Origin of the sequence: Sandarakinorhabdus oryzae (assembly GCF_009733735.1) — a bacterium.
Classification (GTDB): domain Bacteria; phylum Pseudomonadota; class Alphaproteobacteria; order Sphingomonadales; family Sphingomonadaceae; genus Sandarakinorhabdus; species Sandarakinorhabdus oryzae.
Window position 1 is genome coordinate 1 of sequence record NZ_WNJP01000013.1, and the last position, 20,667, is coordinate 20,667.

17 protein-coding genes and 1 tRNA gene are annotated in these 20,667 nt (G+C 66.6%); 11 read left to right on the top strand and 7 right to left on the bottom strand.

Annotated elements, in window-relative coordinates; translation table 11 throughout:
- Positions 1-230 precede the first annotated feature (230 nt).
- From GJ693_RS02580 to GJ693_RS02600, 5 genes are all read right to left on the bottom strand, one after another.
- Positions 231-545: a hypothetical protein gene (locus GJ693_RS02580; protein ID WP_197041911.1), complete on the bottom strand. Its 315-nt coding sequence runs from the start codon at positions 543-545 to the stop codon at positions 231-233.
- Between the two features lie 71 nt (positions 546-616).
- A complete protein-coding gene (locus GJ693_RS02585) occupies positions 617-1,483 on the bottom strand; it encodes a transglutaminase-like domain-containing protein (RefSeq protein WP_156254777.1) in 867 nt (288 codons plus the stop codon).
- Between the two features lie 3 nt (positions 1,484-1,486).
- Positions 1,487-1,813: a hypothetical protein gene (locus GJ693_RS02590; RefSeq protein WP_156254778.1), complete on the bottom strand. Its 327-nt coding sequence runs from the start codon at positions 1,811-1,813 to the stop codon at positions 1,487-1,489.
- Positions 1,814-1,869: 56 nt separating this feature from the next.
- Positions 1,870-2,838 carry an SH3 domain-containing protein gene (locus tag GJ693_RS02595; RefSeq protein ID WP_156254779.1) on the bottom strand — a complete coding sequence of 323 codons (969 nt, stop codon included), beginning with the start codon at positions 2,836-2,838 and terminating at the stop codon, positions 1,870-1,872.
- A 44-nt stretch (positions 2,839-2,882) separates the two neighbouring features.
- Positions 2,883-3,284 (bottom strand): glycine zipper 2TM domain-containing protein, encoded by a 402-nt coding sequence (locus tag GJ693_RS02600; protein ID WP_156254780.1) that lies wholly within the window; start codon positions 3,282-3,284, stop codon positions 2,883-2,885.
- Between the two features lie 290 nt (positions 3,285-3,574).
- On the opposite strand from GJ693_RS02600, the gene GJ693_RS02605 reads away from it, so the two are divergent.
- The 3 genes from GJ693_RS02605 (at position 3,575) to GJ693_RS02615 (ending at position 8,048) form a co-directional block, all read left to right on the top strand.
- Positions 3,575-3,763, top strand: a complete 189-nt coding sequence (locus GJ693_RS02605) for a CsbD family protein (protein ID WP_197041912.1) — start codon at positions 3,575-3,577, stop codon at positions 3,761-3,763.
- Between the two features lie 48 nt (positions 3,764-3,811).
- Positions 3,812-3,970, top strand: coding sequence for a DUF3309 family protein (locus GJ693_RS02610; RefSeq protein ID WP_156254781.1), 159 nt, complete (start codon positions 3,812-3,814; stop codon positions 3,968-3,970).
- Positions 3,971-4,067: 97 nt separating this feature from the next.
- On the top strand, positions 4,068-8,048 hold the full coding sequence (locus GJ693_RS02615; protein WP_197041913.1) for a CheR family methyltransferase: 3,981 nt from the start codon (positions 4,068-4,070) through the stop codon (positions 8,046-8,048).
- A 60-nt stretch (positions 8,049-8,108) separates the two neighbouring features.
- Here the strand turns inward: GJ693_RS02615 and GJ693_RS02620 are convergent, their stop codons facing one another.
- The gene (locus tag GJ693_RS02620) at positions 8,109-8,807 is read right to left on the bottom strand and encodes a PEPxxWA-CTERM sorting domain-containing protein (RefSeq protein WP_235902577.1); all 699 of its coding nucleotides are present in this window, start codon (positions 8,805-8,807) and stop codon (positions 8,109-8,111) included.
- Between the two features lie 363 nt (positions 8,808-9,170).
- A tRNA-Leu gene (locus tag GJ693_RS02625) sits at positions 9,171-9,257 on the bottom strand.
- Positions 9,258-9,399: 142 nt separating this feature from the next.
- On the opposite strand from GJ693_RS02625, the gene GJ693_RS02630 reads away from it, so the two are divergent.
- The 8 genes from GJ693_RS02630 to GJ693_RS02665 all read left to right on the top strand — a co-directional run bounded on the left by GJ693_RS02630 (position 9,400) and on the right by GJ693_RS02665 (position 20,394).
- Positions 9,400-10,383: a complex I NDUFA9 subunit family protein gene (locus GJ693_RS02630; RefSeq protein WP_156254782.1), complete on the top strand. Its 984-nt coding sequence runs from the start codon at positions 9,400-9,402 to the stop codon at positions 10,381-10,383.
- On the top strand, positions 10,380-11,186 hold the full coding sequence (locus tag GJ693_RS02635) for an undecaprenyl-diphosphate phosphatase (protein WP_156254783.1): 807 nt from the start codon (positions 10,380-10,382) through the stop codon (positions 11,184-11,186). The genes GJ693_RS02630 and GJ693_RS02635 overlap by 4 nt, the downstream gene beginning before the upstream one ends.
- A gap of 150 nt (positions 11,187-11,336) precedes the next feature.
- Positions 11,337-12,761 (top strand): NAD(P)-dependent oxidoreductase, encoded by a 1,425-nt coding sequence (locus tag GJ693_RS02640; protein WP_156254784.1) that lies wholly within the window; start codon positions 11,337-11,339, stop codon positions 12,759-12,761.
- Positions 12,762-12,793: 32 nt separating this feature from the next.
- A complete protein-coding gene (locus GJ693_RS02645) occupies positions 12,794-13,372 on the top strand; it encodes a DUF2059 domain-containing protein (RefSeq protein ID WP_156254785.1) in 579 nt (192 codons plus the stop codon).
- On the top strand, positions 13,369-17,922 hold the full coding sequence (gene gltB / locus GJ693_RS02650) for a glutamate synthase large subunit (RefSeq protein WP_156254786.1): 4,554 nt from the start codon (positions 13,369-13,371) through the stop codon (positions 17,920-17,922). The genes GJ693_RS02645 and gltB overlap by 4 nt, the downstream gene beginning before the upstream one ends.
- Positions 17,923-17,985: 63 nt before the next feature.
- On the top strand, positions 17,986-18,372 hold the full coding sequence (locus GJ693_RS02655) for a hypothetical protein (protein WP_156254787.1): 387 nt from the start codon (positions 17,986-17,988) through the stop codon (positions 18,370-18,372).
- Positions 18,373-18,442: 70 nt separating this feature from the next.
- Complete coding sequence (locus tag GJ693_RS02660; protein WP_156254788.1) at positions 18,443-19,108, top strand: glutathione S-transferase family protein; 666 nt, start codon at positions 18,443-18,445, stop codon at positions 19,106-19,108.
- 47 nt (positions 19,109-19,155) lie between these two features.
- On the top strand, positions 19,156-20,394 hold the full coding sequence (locus GJ693_RS02665) for an MFS transporter (RefSeq protein ID WP_156254789.1): 1,239 nt from the start codon (positions 19,156-19,158) through the stop codon (positions 20,392-20,394).
- Positions 20,395-20,667: the final 273 nt, after the last annotated feature.

Below are 20,667 nucleotides of genomic sequence, written 5' to 3' on the forward strand. Positions count from 1 at the left end.
ACGGTCAAGAGCCGTGTCGCCCGCGCCCGCGCCGCGCTGCGCATCCTGCTCGATGGCGGCCAACTGGCGCAGAGCCGCGCCGATGCGCCGGCCGGCCGCGGCTCCGCGCTCGATCAGATCATGGCCCAGGCCGAGTTATTGTCGGCGCCGCGCTGACCAACGCCCCACGCGAAAAGGGGCACCGGATCAACGCGATCCGGTGCCCCGTCTTCCCGTCCAGGAACTGGCAGTTACTTGGGATCGGTCGGCGCAGTCGTCGTCGTCATCGTGTCGGTCTTGGTGGTGGCACCCACCTTGCCGTCCTCGATGGCATCGGCCTTGGCTTCAGCCTGGTCGCGCACGGCATCGGCCTTGTCGCGCATGGCATCGCCAGTGGCTTCGCCCTTGGCTTCGGCGCTATCGGCCTTGTTCTCGATATCGGTGGCGGCAGCGTCGCTGGTGTCGCGCACGGCATCGGCCTGGGCATCAGTGACCTTCTTCTCACAGGCGGCAAGGCTCATGGTGCCGGCAACCAGTAGCAGCAGGGTAATGGGTTTCAACGGCATCGAAAGGTCTCCTGTTTGGTGTTCGGTGGGTGTGCAACGCGCGGCAACGAGAAAGGTTCCATCGCCAAGGATCAGGCCCGCCACGACCAGAGCGGGGCGGGCGCCGGCGGTGCCGGCGGCGGCGTTGCAGCGAGGCTGGCCACCTCATGGGTCCATACCGAGAAGCCTTCGAGCAGATGCGGGCCGAAACTGTTGAGCAAGGGCACGTCGGCGGCATCGCGGCCGCGGGCGATGACGATGCGGCCGATGCGCCGGCGGTTGTTGCGCGGATCGAACACGTGCCAGCCGCCGCCCAGATAAACCTCCATCCAGGCGCTGAAATCCATCGGCTCGACCACCGGCACGCCGATGTCGCCCAGGTGGCCGTTGACATAGCGCGCCGGGATATTGAGGCAGCGGCACAGCGCAATCGCGAGATGGGCAAAATCGCGGCACACGCCGACGCCCTGGTCCAGCGTGTCATGCGCGGTGCGGGTGGCGCTGGCCTGATCATAGGCAAAGCGCACATGGCCATGCACGAAATCGCAGATCGCCTGCACCCGGCCCCAGCCGGGCGGCACTGCACCAAACTGGTCCCAGGCAAACTGGCTCAGCCGGTCGGTCTCGCAATAACGGCTGCCGAGCAGATAGAGCAGGCAAGCGGCCGGCAGATCGGAGACCGGCACCTCCACCGCCTGGGGCACCAACTGGTCGGGAAGGCCGCTGCAGCGGATGATGGTATCGCCTTCCAGCAGCAGCGCGCCGGCTGGCGCCACCAGCCGTTGGCAGCGGTTGCCGGCCAGATCGCGATAAAGGCTCACCGGCACGGCCGGAAGGCTGTGCCAGTGATCACGCAGGATCTCCACGTCGGGCTGGTCATCACGCACGGCCAGCATGGTGATCAGCGGCGTGGGTTCGGCGCAGACCAGGCTGATCTGGTAGCCGCAGCGGATCAGCATGGGTCAGGCGTGCTGGCGCGGCGCAACTGCGGCGGCCGGCAGGGCACCGGGCAGCAGATTCGGATTGCTGGCCGCCAGCCGATCGGCCCGCAGGCAGGCATCCAGATCGGCGAGGTCGATCAGCACATGGCTGGTCGCCAGCAGTCCGGTGCCCAGCGCCGGCAGTTCAAGGAACGCCATCAAGGTGCGATAGGTGGTGAACGACAGGCCGCTCAGCTGTTCCTGGTCGGCGATCAGCCGATAGAGGCCGGGCGGCAGGGGGCTCGTCATGCCCTTCAACCGGAAGGGATAGAGGAACAGCACGTTCGATTGGATGGTGCGGGTGTTCATCGGTGGGGGCTCCGGAACAGGTGGGTCAGGTCAGGCGCGGCAACGGCGCCGCCGCTTCAGCCGCCATCGGGTTGTGGCCGGCGGTCGTCGCGCTGCTGGTCGTCGCGCTCGTCGCGGTCGCGCCGGTCACGATATTGGCCGTCGCGTTCCGGGCCATTGCCCCAGCTGGAGCGGTAATTCTGCTGATACTGGCGCTCCCAGCGGCCGCGTTCGGCATAGAAGGGCTGGTTGCGATAATGCTCGTCCCAATAGCGGCCGAAGCTGAAGTTTCGCACACCCACACCCATGCCCGGCGCGATGCTGGCCAGGCTTTGCAGGCGACCGCGATAGCGCGTGCCGATATGCTTGCTCGACAGCCAGCCGCGATCACGCCCGACGGCGACGTCACACCAGGTCCAGTCGCGCAGGCAACCAAACACGGTCACCCGCATGCGGGCGCGGGCAACACCGATCCGCGGATAGGCAACATCGGGTCCGGCGCGCAGATAGGCCATGCGCAGCATGGTGCCGGTGATGCTGCGCCCGCCGTCGCCGCGGTCGCCATAATTGCGATCGCCCCAGCGTCTGTCGGTCTGGCGATCGCCCAGGCCCTGCCGGTCATCCTGCACATAACGCTGTTCCCAGCGGCTGCGCTCGCCATAGAAAGGCTGCTGGCGATAATGGTCGTCCCAGTAATCGCCGAGGCGGAAATCGCGGTCGCCCAGCTGGAAATTGCCATAGGCATTGGCCAGGCTGTCGCGGCGGCCGCCGACATCGGCCTGCAGGTCAAGCCCGCTCACCCAGCCGCGCGCATTGCCTTGCCCGACATCGCACCAGCTGCGATCCCGCAGACAGCCGAACAACTGCACGGCCTGGCCCTGTTCGATGCGGCCCACCGGCGGATAGCCGGCTTCGGGACCGGCGCGCAGCATGGTGTCACGGCCGGCCATCACGGGCGGGCCCTGGTCACGGCGGTCACTCTGGGCGACGGCTGGCGCCGCCAGCAGGGTCGCCATGCCGGCGGCAAGCATCATGGTTCTGATCATCTTGATTGTCCTTGCAGGCGCTGTCAGGGCCACACCCCGATGCGTCAGCGGCAGCGTACGTTGTTGCGATCGATGGCGTTGCCGGCAGCGCCGCCAGCGACGGCGCCCAGAATGGTGCCCAGCACTTCCGAACCGCCCGGCGCGATCACGTTGCCGAGCACACCGCCGGCCACGGCACCCACGATCAGGCCGGTGCTGCCATCGGAGCGGCGGCAGTAATAGCGCCCGTCCTGGCCGCGATAGACCCGGTCGTTGTAGCCGAGCCGGCGTTCGCGCATGCGCGGCGTTTCCCGGTAATAGCGGCCGGCGTCATAGCCGCCGTATTGCGGATCGGGTCGGTTGTAATCATACCCGCGCCAGTTGCGCTGGGGCCGGCTGTCCGACATGTCCGACATGCAGCCACTGATCAAAAGCGATGCCGCGACGGCACCATATGCGATCTTCATCGCCAGTCTCCTCGGGTGAGGTCCGCTCCGCGAGGGGCAGGCCGCCAGCACCGTGGCCGTTGGTTCCGGCCCTGTCGGCCAGGCAATCCCACTTTCCGTCCTCACGCGCGGGCTGGCGAGCGCCGGAATCTACGCCTGCCAGAGCCCTGGTGGTCTGAGTATAATCCGGTACTGCCGGCTGCCGGGGCCGCTGGTTAATTCTCGCTCACTGCCCCGGCCAGACCTCCCGGTTCCCCCCGGACCCGGCGCCGGGGCAGTACCCCTGCCAGCAGGCCGGAAAGGAAGGCGCCATGAGCATCAACAAGAATCGCATCGCCGGTGCTGGCAAGCAGGTTGCCGGCGCCACCAGGGAAGCCGCTGGCAAGCTGGTCGGCGACAAGAGCCTGGAACTGTCGGGCAAGGTCGAAAAGACCGCGGGCAAGGTGCAGAGCGCCGTCGGCAAGGCGACGGCCAAGATCAAGGACAGGGCTAAAAAGTGACGGGCAACGGCCGGGCGCCCGCCCTGCCGACCTGACAGACGCCTGAACATGTCGATCGTCACGATCATCATCATCCTGCTCGCGCTCGCGTTGCTTGGCGTGCTGCCCATCTGGCGGCACAGCGGCCGCTGGGGCTTTGCCCCCAGCGGCGTGTTCGGCGTCGTTCTGGTCGTGCTGGTCATCATGGTTGTTGCCGGCCGCCTGTGACCGCTGAACGGCCGGAAATCTGCGCATTCGACGGGACGGTCCGCATGGTCTATGCTGTGCGGGCGTCGGCCCCCCGGCGCATGAGAGGCACGATCAAGTGAAGAAGAGTCGGCCTCCACGCCTGCCGGATGCGGCAGCGCCTCACACGTCGCGCATGATGGTGGTGGCCATTGGCGGTTCCGCCGGTGCGCTGGATGCCGTGCGCGGGCTGATTGCCGGGCTGCCGGCGCGCAGTGGCATTGCCTATATCCTGGTCCAGCATCTCGATCCCGGTCATCCCTCGCTGCTGGCCGATCTGCTGGTCGATGAAACGCCCTTTCCGGTGCTTGAAGCCAGCGATGGCATGCCCCTGCTGGCCGATCGCCTGCATGTCATCCCGTCGGGCACCCGCATTGCGGTGGCCGATGGCATATTGCGCCTCACGCCTTCGACCCAGAACGAGGGCCCGCGCCTGCCGGTCGATTTCCTGCTGCAATCGCTCGCCACCCAGCCCGAACTGCGGGTGGTGGCCGTGCTGCTGTCGGGCAATGGTGCCGATGGCCGCGAAGGCGTGCGCGCCATTCACGATGCCGGCGGCTATGTGATCGCGCAGGATCCGGCTGAAGCCGGCCACGACAGCATGCCCGCCACCGCCATCGCCACCGGCTGCGTTGATGCCATCCTGCCGGTGGCGGCCATGGGCGCCGCGATCATCGATCGCCGCAACCGGCTGCCGCTGCCAACCCTCACCGGCAAGGACTGGATCAGCCCGGTGCTCGACCGGTTGAAGAGCAGCGGCCATGATTTCAGCGGCTACAAGCTGGGCACCATGCAGCGCCGCATCGAACGCCGCGCCCGCATGGCCGGCCATGGCGCCGGCAGCGGTGCCGAGGCGCTGGCCGTCTATGTCAGCCGGCTTGACGATGACGAGGCGGAGCTGCAGGCGCTGGCCAACGACCTGCTGATCAACGTCACCGGCTTCTTCCGCGACCACGAGGTGTTTGCGACGCTGGCCAGCTCGATCCTGCCCGACCTGGTGCGCCGCCACGACGACGTGCAGCCGATCCGGCTGTGGTGCGCCGGCTGCAGCACGGGGGAGGAGGCCTGGTCGCTGGCCATGCTGGTGCTGGAGGAAATCGCCCGCAGCCGGCCGACGCTGAAGCTGCAATTGTTCGCCACCGATCTTGATCCCGATGCCATCGCCGCGGCGCGCCACGGCGTCTATCCGCCCGGCATCGAACGCGAAGTCTCGCCCGAACGGCTGCAACGCTTCTTTGCCGCCGATGATCATGGCTGGCGGGTCGGCCCGGCGCTGCAATCATCGGTGGTGTTTGCCGTCCACGATCTGCTCACCGATCCGCCGTTCAGCCGCATCGACATGATCTCCTGCCGCAACCTGCTGATCTATCTGCAGCCGCCGGCCCAGGCCCGGGCCATCGGCCTGTTCCACTTCGCGCTGCGCCCCGGCGGCCTGCTGTTGCTGGGCAAGGCCGAAACCGTGTCCGACCCGGCCGACGCGCCGGCGCCGGCCTTCACCCTGATCTCGCGCCAGGCCCATATCTATCGCCGCAACGCCAGCCACCGGCCACCGCCAGCGCTGGGCACCGATACCGGCGCGCCGGTGGGGCTGCGGCTGGCCGCGCCCACCCTGCCGTCGGCCCGTCTGCAGGCGCTGGAGGCGGAATTGGCCAGCATCCGCGCCGAACTGGCCAACGCCGATCGCCATCTGGGCGATTTCGATCCCGAACTGCAGGCCATCCAGGCCGACACGCTGTCGCGCAATCAGGAATATCAGAGCACCAACGAGGAATTGATCACCTCGCAGGAGGAACTGCAATCGCTGAACGAGGAGCTCGTGGCGCTGAACGGCCAGCTGCAGGAGACCATCGATCGCCAGCGCACCATGGCCGACGATCTGCAGAACATCCTCAACAGCACCAATGTCGCGACCATCTTCCTCGATCTCGACAGCCACATCCGCTTCTTCACGCCGGCCACCCGCACGCTGTTCAACATGCTGCCCGGCGACATTGGCCGGCCCTTTGCCGATCTGGCGCCGATCACCCCGGATCCAACACTGGCCAGCGACATCGCCAGCGTGCGCACCGGCGCGCAGCCGCCGGATCGCGAGATCGAATCCGCCGATGGCACCTGCTTCAGCCGCCGGGTGCTGCCCTACCGCGCCCACGACAATCATGCCGAAGGGGTGATCATCACCTATACCGATGTTTCAGAACGCAAGCGATCCGAACATGTCATGCTGGAGGCGCGGGAGTCGGCCGAGGCCGCCAACCTTGCCAAGTCACGCTTCCTGGCCGCGGCCAGCCATGATCTGCGTCAGCCGCTGCAATCGATGGTGCTGTTGCAGGAACTGCTGGCGCGCAAGACGACTGACCCTGAAAAGCAGGCGCTGCTCGCCCGGCTGGACCACACGCTCGATGCCATGGCGGCGATGCTGGACGGCCTGCTCGACATCAACCGCATCGAAGCCGACGCGGTGGAAATCGCGCCGGGCAGCTTCCCGCTCGACAGCCTGCTGGCCGAAACCGTGTCCGGGTTGAGCGAACAGGCGGCCGCCGGCCAGCTGACCCTGCGCCATGTGCCGACCAGCTGCCATGTCGTCTCCGATCGCCGCCTGCTCGCCGGCATGGTGCGCAACCTGGTGGCCAATGCCATCAAGTACACCGAAAAGGGCGGCGTGCTGCTCGGCGCGCGCCGGCGCGGCAACATGGTGCGCATCGAGGTGTGGGACACCGGCATCGGCATTCCGACCGACAAGCTGGAAACCATCTTCAAGCCCTATCAGCAGCTGGGCCCGACCCTGATCGACCGCAGCCGCGGCCTGGGCCTGGGCCTCGCCATCGTGCGCAGCCTGGCGGACATGCTGGACCACAAGATCGAGGTACAATCCTGGCCGCATGGCGAACATCCGCGCCATGGCTCGGTGTTCAGCATCATCGTGCCCCTGGCCACGCCGGATCCGACCGGTTCAGGCGATGGGCCGCTGTTGCTGGCCGCGCCCGCCACGCCGGCGTCGGAGCCGGCCGCTGCGCCTGCCCCCGGCTCGGCCAGCATCCTGGTGATCGACGATGATCCCGATCTGCTGGAGCTGCTCGACGAACTGCTGCGCGCCGCCGGTCACGCGGTGGCCACCGCCCGCGACGAGGCCGAGGCGATGGCCAGCCTTGCCGCACAGACGCCAGACCTGATCATTTCCGATTTCCGCCTGATGGGGCCGCGCGACGGGCTGGAACTGGTGGTCGATCTGCGCGCCGCGCTGCTGGAAACCCACGGGCGCACCGTGCCGGTGATCATGTTGACCGGCGACATTGCCATCGAGGCGCTGGTGCGCTTTGCCGCCAACGACATCGTGCGCCTGGCCAAGCCGGTCCGTCCGGTGGAATTGCACGCCGCCATTGCGGCGGCCCTGGGCGATGCGGCGGCCGATGCAGCGGCAGCGCCGGTCGCTGATCCGAACGCGCCCGCCCTTGTGCATGTGATCGAGGATGATCCCGATGCACTGGCCGAATTCGGCATCCTGCTGGCCGGTGCCGGCCTGCCTGCCCTGCTGCATGCTTCGGCCGAAGCCTTCCGCGCGGCGTGGCGGCCCGGACAGGGCGGTTGCCTGCTGGTCGATGCCGTGCTGCCCGGCGAAGGCGGCCTGGAACTGCTGGCCAATCTGAAGGCTGCAGGCGCGCTGCCGCCCAGCATCATGATCACCGGCCAGGGCGATATCGGGCTGGCCGTGGCGGCGATGAAGGCCGGTGCCATGGATTTCATTGAAAAGCCGGCGCCCGGCCAGGCCATTATTGACAGCATCCGCCGCGCCCTGGCCCAGGGCCGTGCCGGCGGCGAAGTGGCAAGCGCCGCGCATCTGGCCGCCGTGGCCCGGCTGGCGACGCTGACACCGCGCCAGCGCGAGGTGATGGCGCTGGTGCTGGATGGCCATCCCAGCAAGAATATCGCGGCCGATCTGAAACTGAGCCAGCGCACCGTGGAAAACCACCGCGCCGAAATCATGCACCGCACCAAGTGCCGATCCTTGCCGGAACTGGCCCGGCTGGCCATGGCCGCCGATCCCGGCGGGGTCCGCGGCTAACGGGACCGGGATCGGCGGCAACCTTCCCCCGCCCCGGGGGCGGGACGGGGAAAGGCAAGCTCAGGACGCGACGGTTGCCATGGTGGCCCGGCGACGCGCGGTGAAGCCGACCATGCCGAAGCCGGCCAGCATCATCGCCCAGCTCGACGGTTCCGGCACACCGCCGGTGGGGCCTTCGCCAACCGAACCGGCGAACGAGCCGGCGACATTGGCGTTGAACGGGGTGCCATAACCGTTGGCGGCCACGGTGAAGGCCGGCGTCAGCCCGGTGAAGGCCAGCGAGAAGTTGCGGAAGTCGAAGTCCGGCAGGGTCAGCAGGTTCGACGTATAGCTGATCGGATTGCTCGGATCGGTCGAGATCATGCTGGCCGAACCGCCGGCGCCATCAAAGCTGAAGGTGGCGTTGGTGAAGTTCACGTCAAGATAGTTGGCGCCATTGCCGAAGTGGATGTTGCCGGTCCAGCCGAGCTGCTGAAACTGCGGGCCCAGGCTGGTGACCATGGCGTTCGAACTGGCCGACATCGTCATGGTCGACGGATAGAAACCGATCGGGCCAAACGCGCTGACCACGAAATAGACCGGCGATTCCAGGATGGTCAGGCTGTTGCCACCGGCAATCGCGTTGTACTGCGCGATCTTGTTGGAGGTCTGCTGGGTGAACTGCGCAAAGGTCACCGAGCCGCTGTCAACGGCCAGCGCCGGGCTGGCGAGAATGGCAGCCGCAATCGCGGCGCCGGCGAAATTTCGGAAGAGTGTCATGAGCTAAGCCCCTTGCTTTCTGCCCCGCCTGAATGACGGAAAGATGAAGAAAGTCTTAGGGATTGGGCCTGTGAGGGACAGCGCCGGAATCTACGCTGGTGCCGCGCTCTGCTCTGTGGGGGAATGCCGCAAGCCAGGCCGCACGCCGGCGCGACAGCAAGGTCGGGCGATCGACACCCGGGGCGCGTTCAGGATATGGTGTTGCGCTCGGCCCAAACTTAACCTTGGCACCGCAGGCATCTGTCTGACTGGTTCCCCGTCCCAGCGGAAGGGGCTCGTCTGAACGAAGTGGACATTCTAACGGACAAGAAATCGCAGGGGAAGGTTGTTCCCCCGCGAATTCAACATGTCAGCTCAGAAAAATGGTGCCCAGAAGAGGACTCGAACCTCCACGCCCTTGCGAGCGCCAGCACCTGAAGCTGGTGCGTCTACCAATTCCGCCATCTGGGCACGGGGTAGGCGGCGGCTGATATGGGTGGAATCGGGGGTTGTCAATCGCCTGCACGCCGCCAGGGCGATTTTTCCGGCGGTGGCAGCGTCGCGGGGCAAGATGGGCCAAGACAAGGCCGGCGCCAGCGGCTAAATCGCCGGCATGACTGACATCTCCGCTCCCACCCTTGCTCCCGGCAGCCTGGTCACAGTGATCGGCGGTGCCGGCTTCATCGGCCGTTACGTGGTGGAGGCGCTGGCCAAGGCGGGCTATCGCGTGCGGGCCGTCTCCCGCCATGCCGACAGCGCCCTGTTCCTGAAACCCCTGGGTGACCTTGGCCAGATCCAGGTGGTGTCGGGCAATATCCGGTCCGATGCCGATATGGCCGCGGCCTTTGCCGGCGCAGCAGCCGGCGTCAACCTGGTCGGCATCCTGGCCGAAAGCGGCGACCAGCGCTTTGCCGATCTGCAGGCGGCCGGCGCTGGCCGTGCGGCGCGCGCGGCCTCGGCGGCGGGGGTGAGCGCCTATGTGCAGGTCTCTGCCATCGGCGCCGATGCGGCGAGCCCCATCCCCTATGCCCGCTCCAAGGGCGAAGGCGAACAGGCGGTGCTGGCGGCATTGCCGTTCGCCACCATCCTGCGCCCCAGCCTGGTCGCCGGGCCGGAAGACCAGTTCTTCAACCGCTTTGCCGGCATGGCCCGCATCGCGCCGTTCCTGCCGGCGATCAGCGGCGACAGCCTGTTCCAGCCGGTCTATGTGCGCGATGTCGCCGATGCGGTGCTGGCGGCGCTGCAATCGGCCGATGCGCGCGGGCGCACCTATGAACTGGGCGGGCCGAACGTGCTGAGCTTCACCGCCATATTGCAGATGATCTCCGATCTGACTGGCCTCGATCGCCCGGTGGTGCCGCTGTCGGACTTCACCTCGGGCCTGCTGGCGAAGATGGGCGATGTATTGCCGTTCATGCCGATGAACAGTGACCAGCTGGCGATGCTGAAGAAGGGCAATATCTGCGCCCCCGGCGTGCCCGGCCTTGCCGATCTGGGCGTCACGCCCACCCCGCTGTCGGGCTTCGTGCCCGACATGATGCTGCGCTTCCGCCGCGGCGGGCGCTTTGCCAAGGCGGCCCAGGATGCCGCCGCATGACGCAGCCCGATCTGCTCACCATCATCCTGCTCGGCATTGTCGAGGGGTTGACGGAATATCTGCCGGTATCCTCCACCGGGCATTTGATCCTCGCCAGCGAACTGCTCGGCTTCAAGGGCGAGGCCGGGGCCACCTTTGAAATTGCCATCCAGTCAGGCGCGATCCTGGCCGTGCTGGTCGCCTATTGGGGGCGGTTCATGGGGGTGGCGCGCGGCCTGCTGGCGCGCGAGGCGGGCGCATTTGCCTTCCTGCGCAATGTCCTGCTCGGTTTCCTGCCGGCGGCGATCATGGGCGTGCTGTTCATCAAGACGGTGGAGGCGTTGCTCGAAAGCCCGACCACTGTCGCGGTCTCGCTGATCGTCGGCGGCATCGCGATATTGTGGATCGAGCGGCGCATGACGGTGCCGCGCGTGTTCAGCGTTGAAGCCTTGCCCACACGCACATCGTTGCTGATCGGGTTGGGCCAGTGCCTCGCCATGATTCCCGGCGTGTCGCGATCGGGGGCGACGATCATGGCGGCGCTGCTGCTTGGGGTGGACCGCAAGACGGCGGCGGAGTTCAGCTTTTTCCTGGCGGTCCCGACAATCTCGGGCGCCACCGCGCTGGTGCTGTGGAAGAACCGCGACACGCTCGACGCGTCCAACCTCAGCGCCATCGGCATCGGCTTTGCCGTCAGCTTCGTGGTGGCCTTGCTGGTGGTGAAGGGCTTTGTCGCGCTGGTCAGCCGCTTCGGATTCGCGCCCTTCGCCTGGTACCGAATCGCGGCAGGCAGCGCGGCGCTGGTGTGGCTGGCGATGCGTTAGGGCCGGAACGGCCATAAAATACCGCCCAAATCGCCCAAATCGCACGGCCAGTCCGGATTTAGGGCAGTTTTATTGCCCTATATGGCGTTTTTCGCGTGACAATCGCCGCCGTTCATGGTTTCGCGCATCCGAACGAAAGGATACGCGCCCATGGCCGCAACAAAATTGCTGAAGTTTGTCGAACGCAGCCAGGCCTATCCGGCCAAGCGCGCCGCCGACGAACGCGCCCATGATTTCCTCGAGATCAGCCGGCCTTATATCCTGGCCAAGGCCGAGGAGCAGGCCGGGCGCTGTAGCCAGTGCGGCGTGCCCTTCTGTCAGGTGCATTGCCCGCTGCAGAACAACATCCCCGACTGGCTGAAGCTGACGGCGGAAGGCCGGCTGCAGGAAGCCTATGAAGTCTCGTCGGCCACCAACGCCATGCCGGAAATCTGCGGCCGCATCTGCCCGCAGGACCGGCTATGCGAAGGCAATTGCGTGATCGAGCCCGGCTTTGGCAGCGTCACCATCGGTTCGGTGGAAAAATTCCTGACCGACAACGCCTGGGAACAGGGCTGGGTGAAGCCGCTGAAGCCCGTCGCCGACCGTTCGGGCCAGAGCGTCGCCATCATCGGCGCCGGCCCGGCGGGCCTCACCGCCGCCGAGGCGCTGCGGGTGAAGGGTTATGAGGTGCATGTCTATGACCGGCACGATCGCGCCGGCGGGCTGCTCACCTATGGCATCCCCGGCTTCAAGCTGGAAAAGCCGGTGGTCATGCGCCGGGTTGAGCGGCTGCGCGAGGGCGGCGTGCACTTCCACGCCGGTTTTGCGGTGGGTGTTGATGCCAGCCTGGCCGATCTGCGCGAAGAGCATGACGCGGTGCTGATCGCCACAGGGGTCTACAAGGCGCGCCAGGTCGAGGTGCCGGGCGCCGATGGCCCGAGCACGATGGAAGCGCTGGACTATCTGATTGCCGCCAACAGGAGTGGTTTCGGCGATGTGCTGGCCGATGCAGCGATGTTCGATGCGGCGGGCAAGCATGTCGTTGTGATCGGTGGTGGCGACACCGCGATGGACTGCGTGCGCACCGCTGTGCGCCAGGGCGCGGCCAGTGTGAAATGCCTCTACCGCCGTGACCGCGCCAACATGCCGGGGTCGGTGCGTGAAGTCGCCAATGCCGAGGAAGAGGGCGTCGAATTCGTCTGGCTGGCCGCGCCGGCCGAGATCACGGCCACCGGTGTGGTGGCGCAGGGCATGCGGCTGGGCCAGCCCGGCCCGGATGGCCGCCGCTCGCCGGAGCCTGATGCCGACAATCGCTTCACTCTCAAGGCCGATCTGGTGATCAAGGCGCTGGGCTTTGATGCCGAGGATCTGCCCACCCTGTTTGGCGCGCCCGAACTGCCGGTGACGCGCTGGGGCACGGTGCGGGTGGATCACAAGACGATGATGACCGGCATGGATGGCGTGTTCGCCGCCGGCGACATCGTGCGCGGCGCCAGCCTGGTGGTGTGGGCGGTGCGTGACGGACGTGACGTGGCGGCGCAGATGCACCAGTATCTGCGCAGCCGTGCCACTGCGGCCGTCGAGGCCGCCTGATGCGGCCGGCGTTTTCCCAAGGACAATCGACCATGAAGATTCTGATCGCTGCCACTGCTGCTGTCGCCCTGGCCGGCACCGCCCAGGCGCAGGCGGCAAAGGCCGATCCGGCGACGCTGCAATCAGCGGCGGCTGTGGTGGCGCAGCTGGGGGTGAAGGCCAAGCTGCAGGCGCAGATGGCGAACACTGTGGCGCAGATGCGAACGGGCGTCGTCATCCGCTCGATGCTGGCGCAGCAGCCGGGCTTCATCCCGGCCTATCAGGCCAACAAGGCGAAGTTTGATACGGTGCTGGCCAAGGCCGGGGCGCTGCAGGCGGACATTGCCCAGGGCGTCATCAACCAGAATCTCAATGGCGTGGTGAATGCTGCCACCCAGGCCTATGCCCGCCAATATACCAAGGCCGAACTTGATGGGATTCTGGCCTTTTATCGCAGCCCGGCCGGCCAGGCGGTAATCCGCAAGGAACCCGCCGTCGCCGCGGCCATCGGCCAGGCCACCGGCCAGATGATTGGCGCGAAGATCGATGCTGCCATGCAAGCCAATGCCAAGCGGCTGACCGAAGTGCTCAGCCCGCTGAACGGCACCGGACAACAGGGACGCAAGCCATGACCGACCTGCCCGCCCCCTTCACCGCCAGCGCCGAGGAGCGCGCCCGCCTGGCCGAACACGGCATGTATCGCCCCGATTTCGAGGGCGATGCCTGCGGTGTTGGCCTGGTCGCCGCCACCAACGGCAAGCCACAGCGCCGCGTCGTCACCGCCGCCATCGATGCGCTGAAGGCGGTGTGGCACCGCGGCGCTGTTGATGCGGACGGGATGACCGGGGACGGCGCCGGCATATTGGTCGAGATTCCGGTCGATTTCTTCCATGAGCATGTTGAGCGCCACGGCCAGAAGCCGGTCGCCGGGCTGCTCGCCGTGGGCCAGGTCTTCCTGCCGCGCACCGATCTGGCGGCGCAAGAAGCCTGCCGCACCATCGTTGAATCCGAAATCATCGGCTTTGGCTACAAGGTCTATGGCTGGCGCCAGGTGCCGGTCGATATCAGCTGCATCGGCGAGAAGGCGATGCTGAGCCGGCCCGAGATCGAGCAGATCATGATTGCCGGGCCGCAGAACGACGGCGAGGACGCCAAGGAGCGGTTCGAGAAGGATCTCTATCTCATCCGCCGGCGCATCGAGAAGAAGGTGATCGAGGCCCAGATCCAGGGCTTCTACTTCTGCTCGCTGTCGTGCCGCACGCTGATCTACAAGGGCCTGTTCCTGGCGGAATCGCTGAGCGTCTTCTATCCCGATCTCAACGACGAGCGCTTCGTCAGCCGCTTTGCCATCTATCACCAGCGCTATTCCACCAACACCTTCCCGCAATGGTGGCTGGCGCAGCCGTTCCGCACACTGGCGCACAATGGCGAGATCAACACGATCCGTGGCAACACGAACTGGATGAAGAGCCACGAGATCAAGATGGCCGCCGCCGCGTTCGGCGAGCATTCGGAAGACATCAAGCCGCTGATCCCGGCCGGCGCGTCGGACACGGCGGCGCTGGATGCGGTGTTCGAAGCCTTCGTGCGCTCTGGCCGCGATGCGCCGACCGCCAAGCTGATGCTGATCCCGCAGGCCTGGCAGCGCGATGCCAGCCTCGATCCGGCGACGCGCGCCATGTATGCCTTCTTCGCCAGCCTCATGGAGCCGTGGGACGGGCCGGCGGCGCTCGCCATGACCGATGGCCGCTGGGTGGTGGCTGGCCTCGATCGCAACGCACTGCGGCCGATGCGTTATTGCCTGACCCGCGATGGCCTGCTCATCACCGGCTCCGAGGCCGGCATGGTGGTGGTGCCGGAAGGCGACGTGGTGCAGAAGGGCGCGCTTGGCCCCGGCGAGATGATCGCGGTCGATCTCGATGCCGCGCCGTCGAAATTTTATTCGGATGCCGAGATCAAGGCCAAGGTGGCCGGCGCGCAGGATTATGCCTCGCTGGTCGCCGGCTTCACCAATTTCGAGGATCTGCCCGGCCGCGCCGCGCCGGAACCGGCCGCCCAGTATAGCCGTGATGATCTGCGCCGCCGCCAGGTCGCTGCCGGCCAGACGCTGGAGGACATGGAGCTGATCCTGTCGCCGATGGTGGAAGACGCCAAGGAGGCGGTGGGCAGCATGGGCGATGACGCGCCGCTGGCGGTCATTTCCGAGAACCCGCGCAACCTGTCGCACTTCTTCCGGCAGAATTTCAGCCAGGTCACCAACCCGCCGATCGACTCCCTGCGCGAAACCGGCGTGATGAGCCTGAAGACGCGCTTTTCCAACCTGACCAACATCCTGGATGACGAGGCCACCCAGGCCGGGGTGATGGTGCTGGACAGCCCGGTATTGTCTAACCGCGATTGGGCAGTGTTGAAGGGCCATTTCGGCCGCCAGGTCGCCGAGATTGATTGCACGTTCGACATCAACGGCGGCCCCGGCGCCCTGCGCGCCGCCATCGCCCGCGTGCGCGCCGAAGCCGAAACCGCGGTGCGCCAGGGCAAGACGCAGCTCTTCCTCACCGACGAGCACCAGTCCGCCGCGCGCGCTGGCATCGCCATGATCCTGGCCACCGCCGGCGTGCACACGCACCTGGTGCGCAAGGGCCTCAGAACCTATGCCAGCATCAACGTGCGCGCCGCCGAAGCGCTCGACACCCATTATTTCGCGGTGCTGATCGGCGTTGGTGCCACCACGGTGAACGCCTATCTGGCGCAGGAAGCCATTGCCGATCGCCACGCCCGCGGCCTGTTCGGCGCGCTCAGCCTTGATGACTGTGTGGCCCGCTACAAGAAGGCGGTCGATGATGGCCTCTTGAAGATCATGGCCAAGATGGGGATCGCGGTGATCTCCTCCTATCGCGGCGGCTATAATTTCGAAGCCGTCGGCCTGTCCCGTGCGCTGGTGCATGATTTCTTCCCCGGCATGCCGGCGAAGATCAGCGGCGAGGGCTTTGAATCCCTCTTCGTCAACGCCCAGATGCGCCACGAAAAGGCCTGGGACGAGGATGTTATCACGCTGCCGGTGGGCGGCCTCTATCGCTGGCGCGCCAATGGCGAGGCCCATGCCTGGAGCGCGCACCTGATCCACCTGCTGCAGACGGCCGTGAGCCGCGACAGCTATTCGGACTATCAGAAGTTCAGCCGCGGCGTGCAGGCGCTGCCGCCGATCAGCTTGCGCGATCTTCTGGATTTCGTGCCGGGCACCAAGGCTGTGCCGATCGAATCGGTCGAATCCGTCACCGAGATCCGCAAGCGCTTCGTCACGCCGGGCATGAGCCTGGGGGCGCTGTCGCCGGAAGCCCACGAGACGCTGGCCATCGCCATGAACCGCATCGGCGCCAAGGCGGTGTCCGGTGAAGGCGGCGAGGACCCGGTCCGCTTCAAGCCCTATGCCAACGGCGACAACGCCAACTCGGTGATCAAGCAGATCGCTTCGGGCCGCTTCGGCGTCACGGCGGAATATCTCAACGCCTGCGAGGAGATCGAGATCAAGGTGGCCCAAGGCGCCAAGCCCGGCGAAGGCGGCCAGCTGCCGGGCTTCAAGGTGACCGAGCTGATCGCCAAGCTCCGCCACTCGACGCCGGGCGTGACTCTGATTTCGCCGCCGCCGCACCACGACATCTACTCGATCGAGGATCTGGCCCAGCTCATCTATGATCTGAAGCAGATCAACACCCGCGCGCGCGTCTGCGTGAAGCTGGTGTCGAGCGCCGGCATCGGCACGGTCGCGGCCGGGGTGGCCAAGGCGCATGCCGATACCATCCTGATTTCCGGCAATGTCGGCGGCACCGGCGCCTCCCCGCAGACCAGCATCAAATATGCCGGCACGCCGTGGGAAATGGGCCTGTCCGAAGTCAACCAGGTGCTGACCCTGAATGGTCTTCGCCACCGCGTGAAGCTGCGCGCCGATGGCGGCCTGAAGACCGGCCGGGATGTGGTGATCGCCGCCATCCTGGGCGCCGAGGAGTTTGGCATCGGCACGATGAGCCTGGTCGCCATGGGCTGCATCATGGTGCGCCAGTGCCATTCGAACACCTGCCCGGTTGGCGTCTGCACGCAGGACGAAGCGCTGCGCGGCAAGTTCGTTGGCTCACCCGAGAAGGTCATCAACCTGATGAGCTTCGTGGCCGAAGAAGTGCGCGAGATCCTCGCCCGCCTGGGCTTCCGCAGCCTGGATGATGTCATCGGCCGCACCGAACTGCTGCGCCAGATGAGCCGCGGCGCCGAGCATCTCGACGATCTCGACTTGAACCCGATCCTCGCCAAGGTCGATGCGCCCGATCACCAGCGTCGCTGGGGCCTGGGCGACGGCCGCAACCCGGTACCGGACAGTCTGGATGCGGAGATGATCCGCGACGCAGCCCAATTGTTCGAACGCGGCGAGAAGATGCAGCTGGCCTATACGGTCAGGAACACGCACCGCGCCGTCGGTACCCGGCTGTCGGGCGAGATCACGCGGCGCTTCGGCATGACGGCGCTCAGCGAAGGCCATGTCCACATCCGGCTGCGCGGCTCGGCCGGCCAGTCGCTGGGCGCCTTTGCAGTGCAGGGCGTGAAGCTGGAGGTGTTTGGCGAGGCCAACGACTATGTCGGCAAGGGGCTTTCCGGCGCCACCATCGTGGTGCGCCCGATGGTCTCCAGCCCGCTGGCCAGCCAGGACAATGCCATCGTCGGCAACACCGTGCTCTATGGCGCCACGGCGGGCAAATTGTTCGCGGCCGGCCGCGCCGGCGAGCGCTTTGCGGTGCGCAACAGCGGCGCCACCGTGGTGGTGGAAGGCTGCGGCGCCAATGGCTGCGAGTATATGACCGGCGGCACCGCCGTGATCCTGGGCAATACCGGCGACAATTTCGCCGCAGGTATGTCGGGCGGGATGGCCTTTGTCTATGATCGTGACGGTCAGTTCGAACGGCGCGTCAACCGCGACAGCGTGATCGTGCAGCGGCTGGAATCAGCGCACTGGGAAAGCGTGGCGCTCGCCCTGATCGAGGAGCATGCCGCCGAGACCGGCTCCAAGTGGGCCGCCGGGCTGCTGGCGGAATGGGACCGCACCCGCGCGGCCATCTGGCAGGTGTGCCCCAAGGAAATGGTCAGCAGGCTCGCGCATCCGCTCAGCGACAGCGTCGCCAGCATCGCGGCCGAATAGGCGCCATCTTGAAACCGGGTTCTTCGCTGCTATATTTCACTATAACAGTTGAAGGACCCGGCCATGGCCAAGAACAATGATCCGCTGATCGAAAGCCTGATGCAGATGGCGGTGGCGGCTGCCCCGCTGATCCGCAAGGCGCGCGAAAGCGGCATTTTCCGTGATCGTGACGACGGCGTGGTGGACGCCGAGATCGTGACCCCGAAGGCGCCCGAAGCCCCGACACCACCGGAACCGGCTAAAGCCCCGGACGCCACTAGCGCAGCGCCGGCCGCGCCCAGCCCCGACACCGGTGCCCTGCAGGACATCATCGTCCGCCAGGCGCTGCGCATCAACGAACTGGAAGCCGAACTGGCGGCGCTGAAGGCCACGGCGGCGCCCAAGGCCAAGGCAAAACCCAAGGCCAAGCCGAAGGCCAAGGCCCGTGCCCGGACAGCGACGCCCGGCTGAGGCCTTATTGCCTCCAGTGTGATTGCCGGGCCTTTCCAAGCCGGCAAACATCATTAAGAACGGAGACGCAATGTGGCGTCTCTATCATTTCACGCTCTGCCCGTTCAGCCGCAAGGTGCGTTTCGCACTGGCGGTGAAGGGCGTGACGCATGAACTGGTGCAGGAACGGCCGTGGGAAAAGCGGCCGGGCTTCACCGCGCTGAATCCCGCCGGGCAGACACCGGTGATGCAGCGCGACGCCAGCGTGCTGGCCGATTCGACTGCCATCCTGGAGCATTTCGAGGAAACGCTGGACCGCACGCCATTGCTGGGCGCGACGCCCGATGATCGCGCCGAATCCCGCCGGCTGGTCGCCTGGTTCGATCAGAAATTCTATGCCGAGGTGAACGCGCCGCTGCTGGGTGAGCGCATGTACAAGCGCGCCGTGGTGCGCGGCACGCCCGATGGCGGCATCATCCGCGCCGCCAGTCGCATGGCGGACATGCACCTGGATTACATCGATTTCCTGCTCGAGCGCCGGGCCTGGCTGGGCGGCGGCCAGTTCGGCCTCGCCGATATCGCCGCGGCCGCGCATCTTTCGGTCGCCGATTATCTGGGTGGCCTGGAATGGGATGGCCATGAACCGGCCAAGACCTGGTATTCGGCGATCAAGTCGCGCCCCACGTTTCGCCCGCTGCTGGCCGAACGGCTGGAAGGCCTGCCGCCGCCGGCGCACTACGACAAACTGGACTTCTGAGCTGCACCCGTCCAAGCCTGTCGCAAAAGCCCCTAGGGAGAGGCGAATTGAACACGGGGACCGCGGCTGAAACACAGGCCCAATCGGGCGCCCGCTGGCTGCTGATCACACTGCTGTTTGCCGGCACCGCGCTGAACTATGTCGACCGTCAGGTGCTGGCGCTCTTGAAACCCACGCTGGAAGTCGAATTCGGCTGGACCGATCAGGAATTCGCCCACCTCGGCAGCGTGTTCCAGCTCTCCGCCGCCTTCGCACTGCTCGCCGTCGGCTGGTTCGTGGACAAGTTCGGCGTGCGCCTCGCCTATGGCATTGCCGTTGCCATCTGGAGCGCGGCCGGCATGGCCCACGCCGCTGCCGCCACAGTCGGCCAGTTCGTCGTCGCCCGCTCCGTGCTGGCGGTGGCCGAAAGCGTCAACACGCCGGCCGCCGTGAAGGCCTCGGCCACCTATCTGCCGCTCACCCAGCGCAGCCTGGGCCTCGGCCTCGTCAACACCGCGCCCAACATCGGCGCCATCCTCACACCCTTGCTGATCCCGCCATTGGCGCTGGTCTTCGGCTGGAAGGCGGCGTTCATCGTCACCGGCGGGCTGGGCTTTGTCTGGCTGGCCTTCTGGGTGATGGGCACGCGCCGGCTGGAACCGGTGGGCGTGGCGAAGAACGCCGCGCTGGAGGGGAACTGGGCCGAGCTGCTCAAGGATCACCGCACCTGGACGGTCGTCGGCGCCAAGGCGCTCACCGATTGCGTCTGGTGGTTCGTGCTGTTCTGGTCCCCCGATTTCCTTGCCAAGACCTTCGGGCTCAGCCAGGCCGAGATCGGCATCCCCACCGCCATTATCTTCACGCTGGCCGGCGCCGGCGCACTGAGCTGCGGCTTCCTGTTCCCGGCGCTGCTGCGCCGTGGCCTCTCCGTCAACCGCGCCCGCAAATCGAGCATGCTCTTCTACGCTGTCCTCATACTCCCCATCCCGCTCGCCCTCACTGCCCCCAGCGCCACCGTCGCCGCCCTCATCATCGGCCTCGCGCTCTTCGCCCACCAGGGCTTCTCCACCAACATCTTCGGCCTCGCCGCCGATACCGTCCCCACCTCGCGCGTCGCCGGGGTGATGGCGCTGGGCGGCGTCGCCGGCAACCTCACCGGCACCGGCATCATCGAACTGACCGGCTGGTGCCTCACCAACGGCGTCGGCTACTGGCCCATGTTCGCTATCGCCGCCGGTGCGTATTTGACCGCGCTGCTGTTCATCCAGCTGATGCAACCGGATATCCGCGCTTTGGATGAAGGCTGAAGCAAGGGGCCTCCGGCGGGCAGGGACGCAGTCCCTGCACCCGTTTGTTTTCGGGTGTGCGGGTTGGGAGTGTGTCAGCTTGCAACACCGTTGCAGCCAAATTCTGGTCTTGCTTTACTCGCTGAATGCAGGCCCTCGAAACTCTCTTTCGTAAGTTCGCTCGGCGGTCACACGCGCGCTGGTGGGTTGGGAAACGACCCGAGGTTCGCAAAGGGCAACTCGTAAAGGCGATTGCCGGGCAGGTAGGGCTACCGACTTCGCCTGATGACCCCT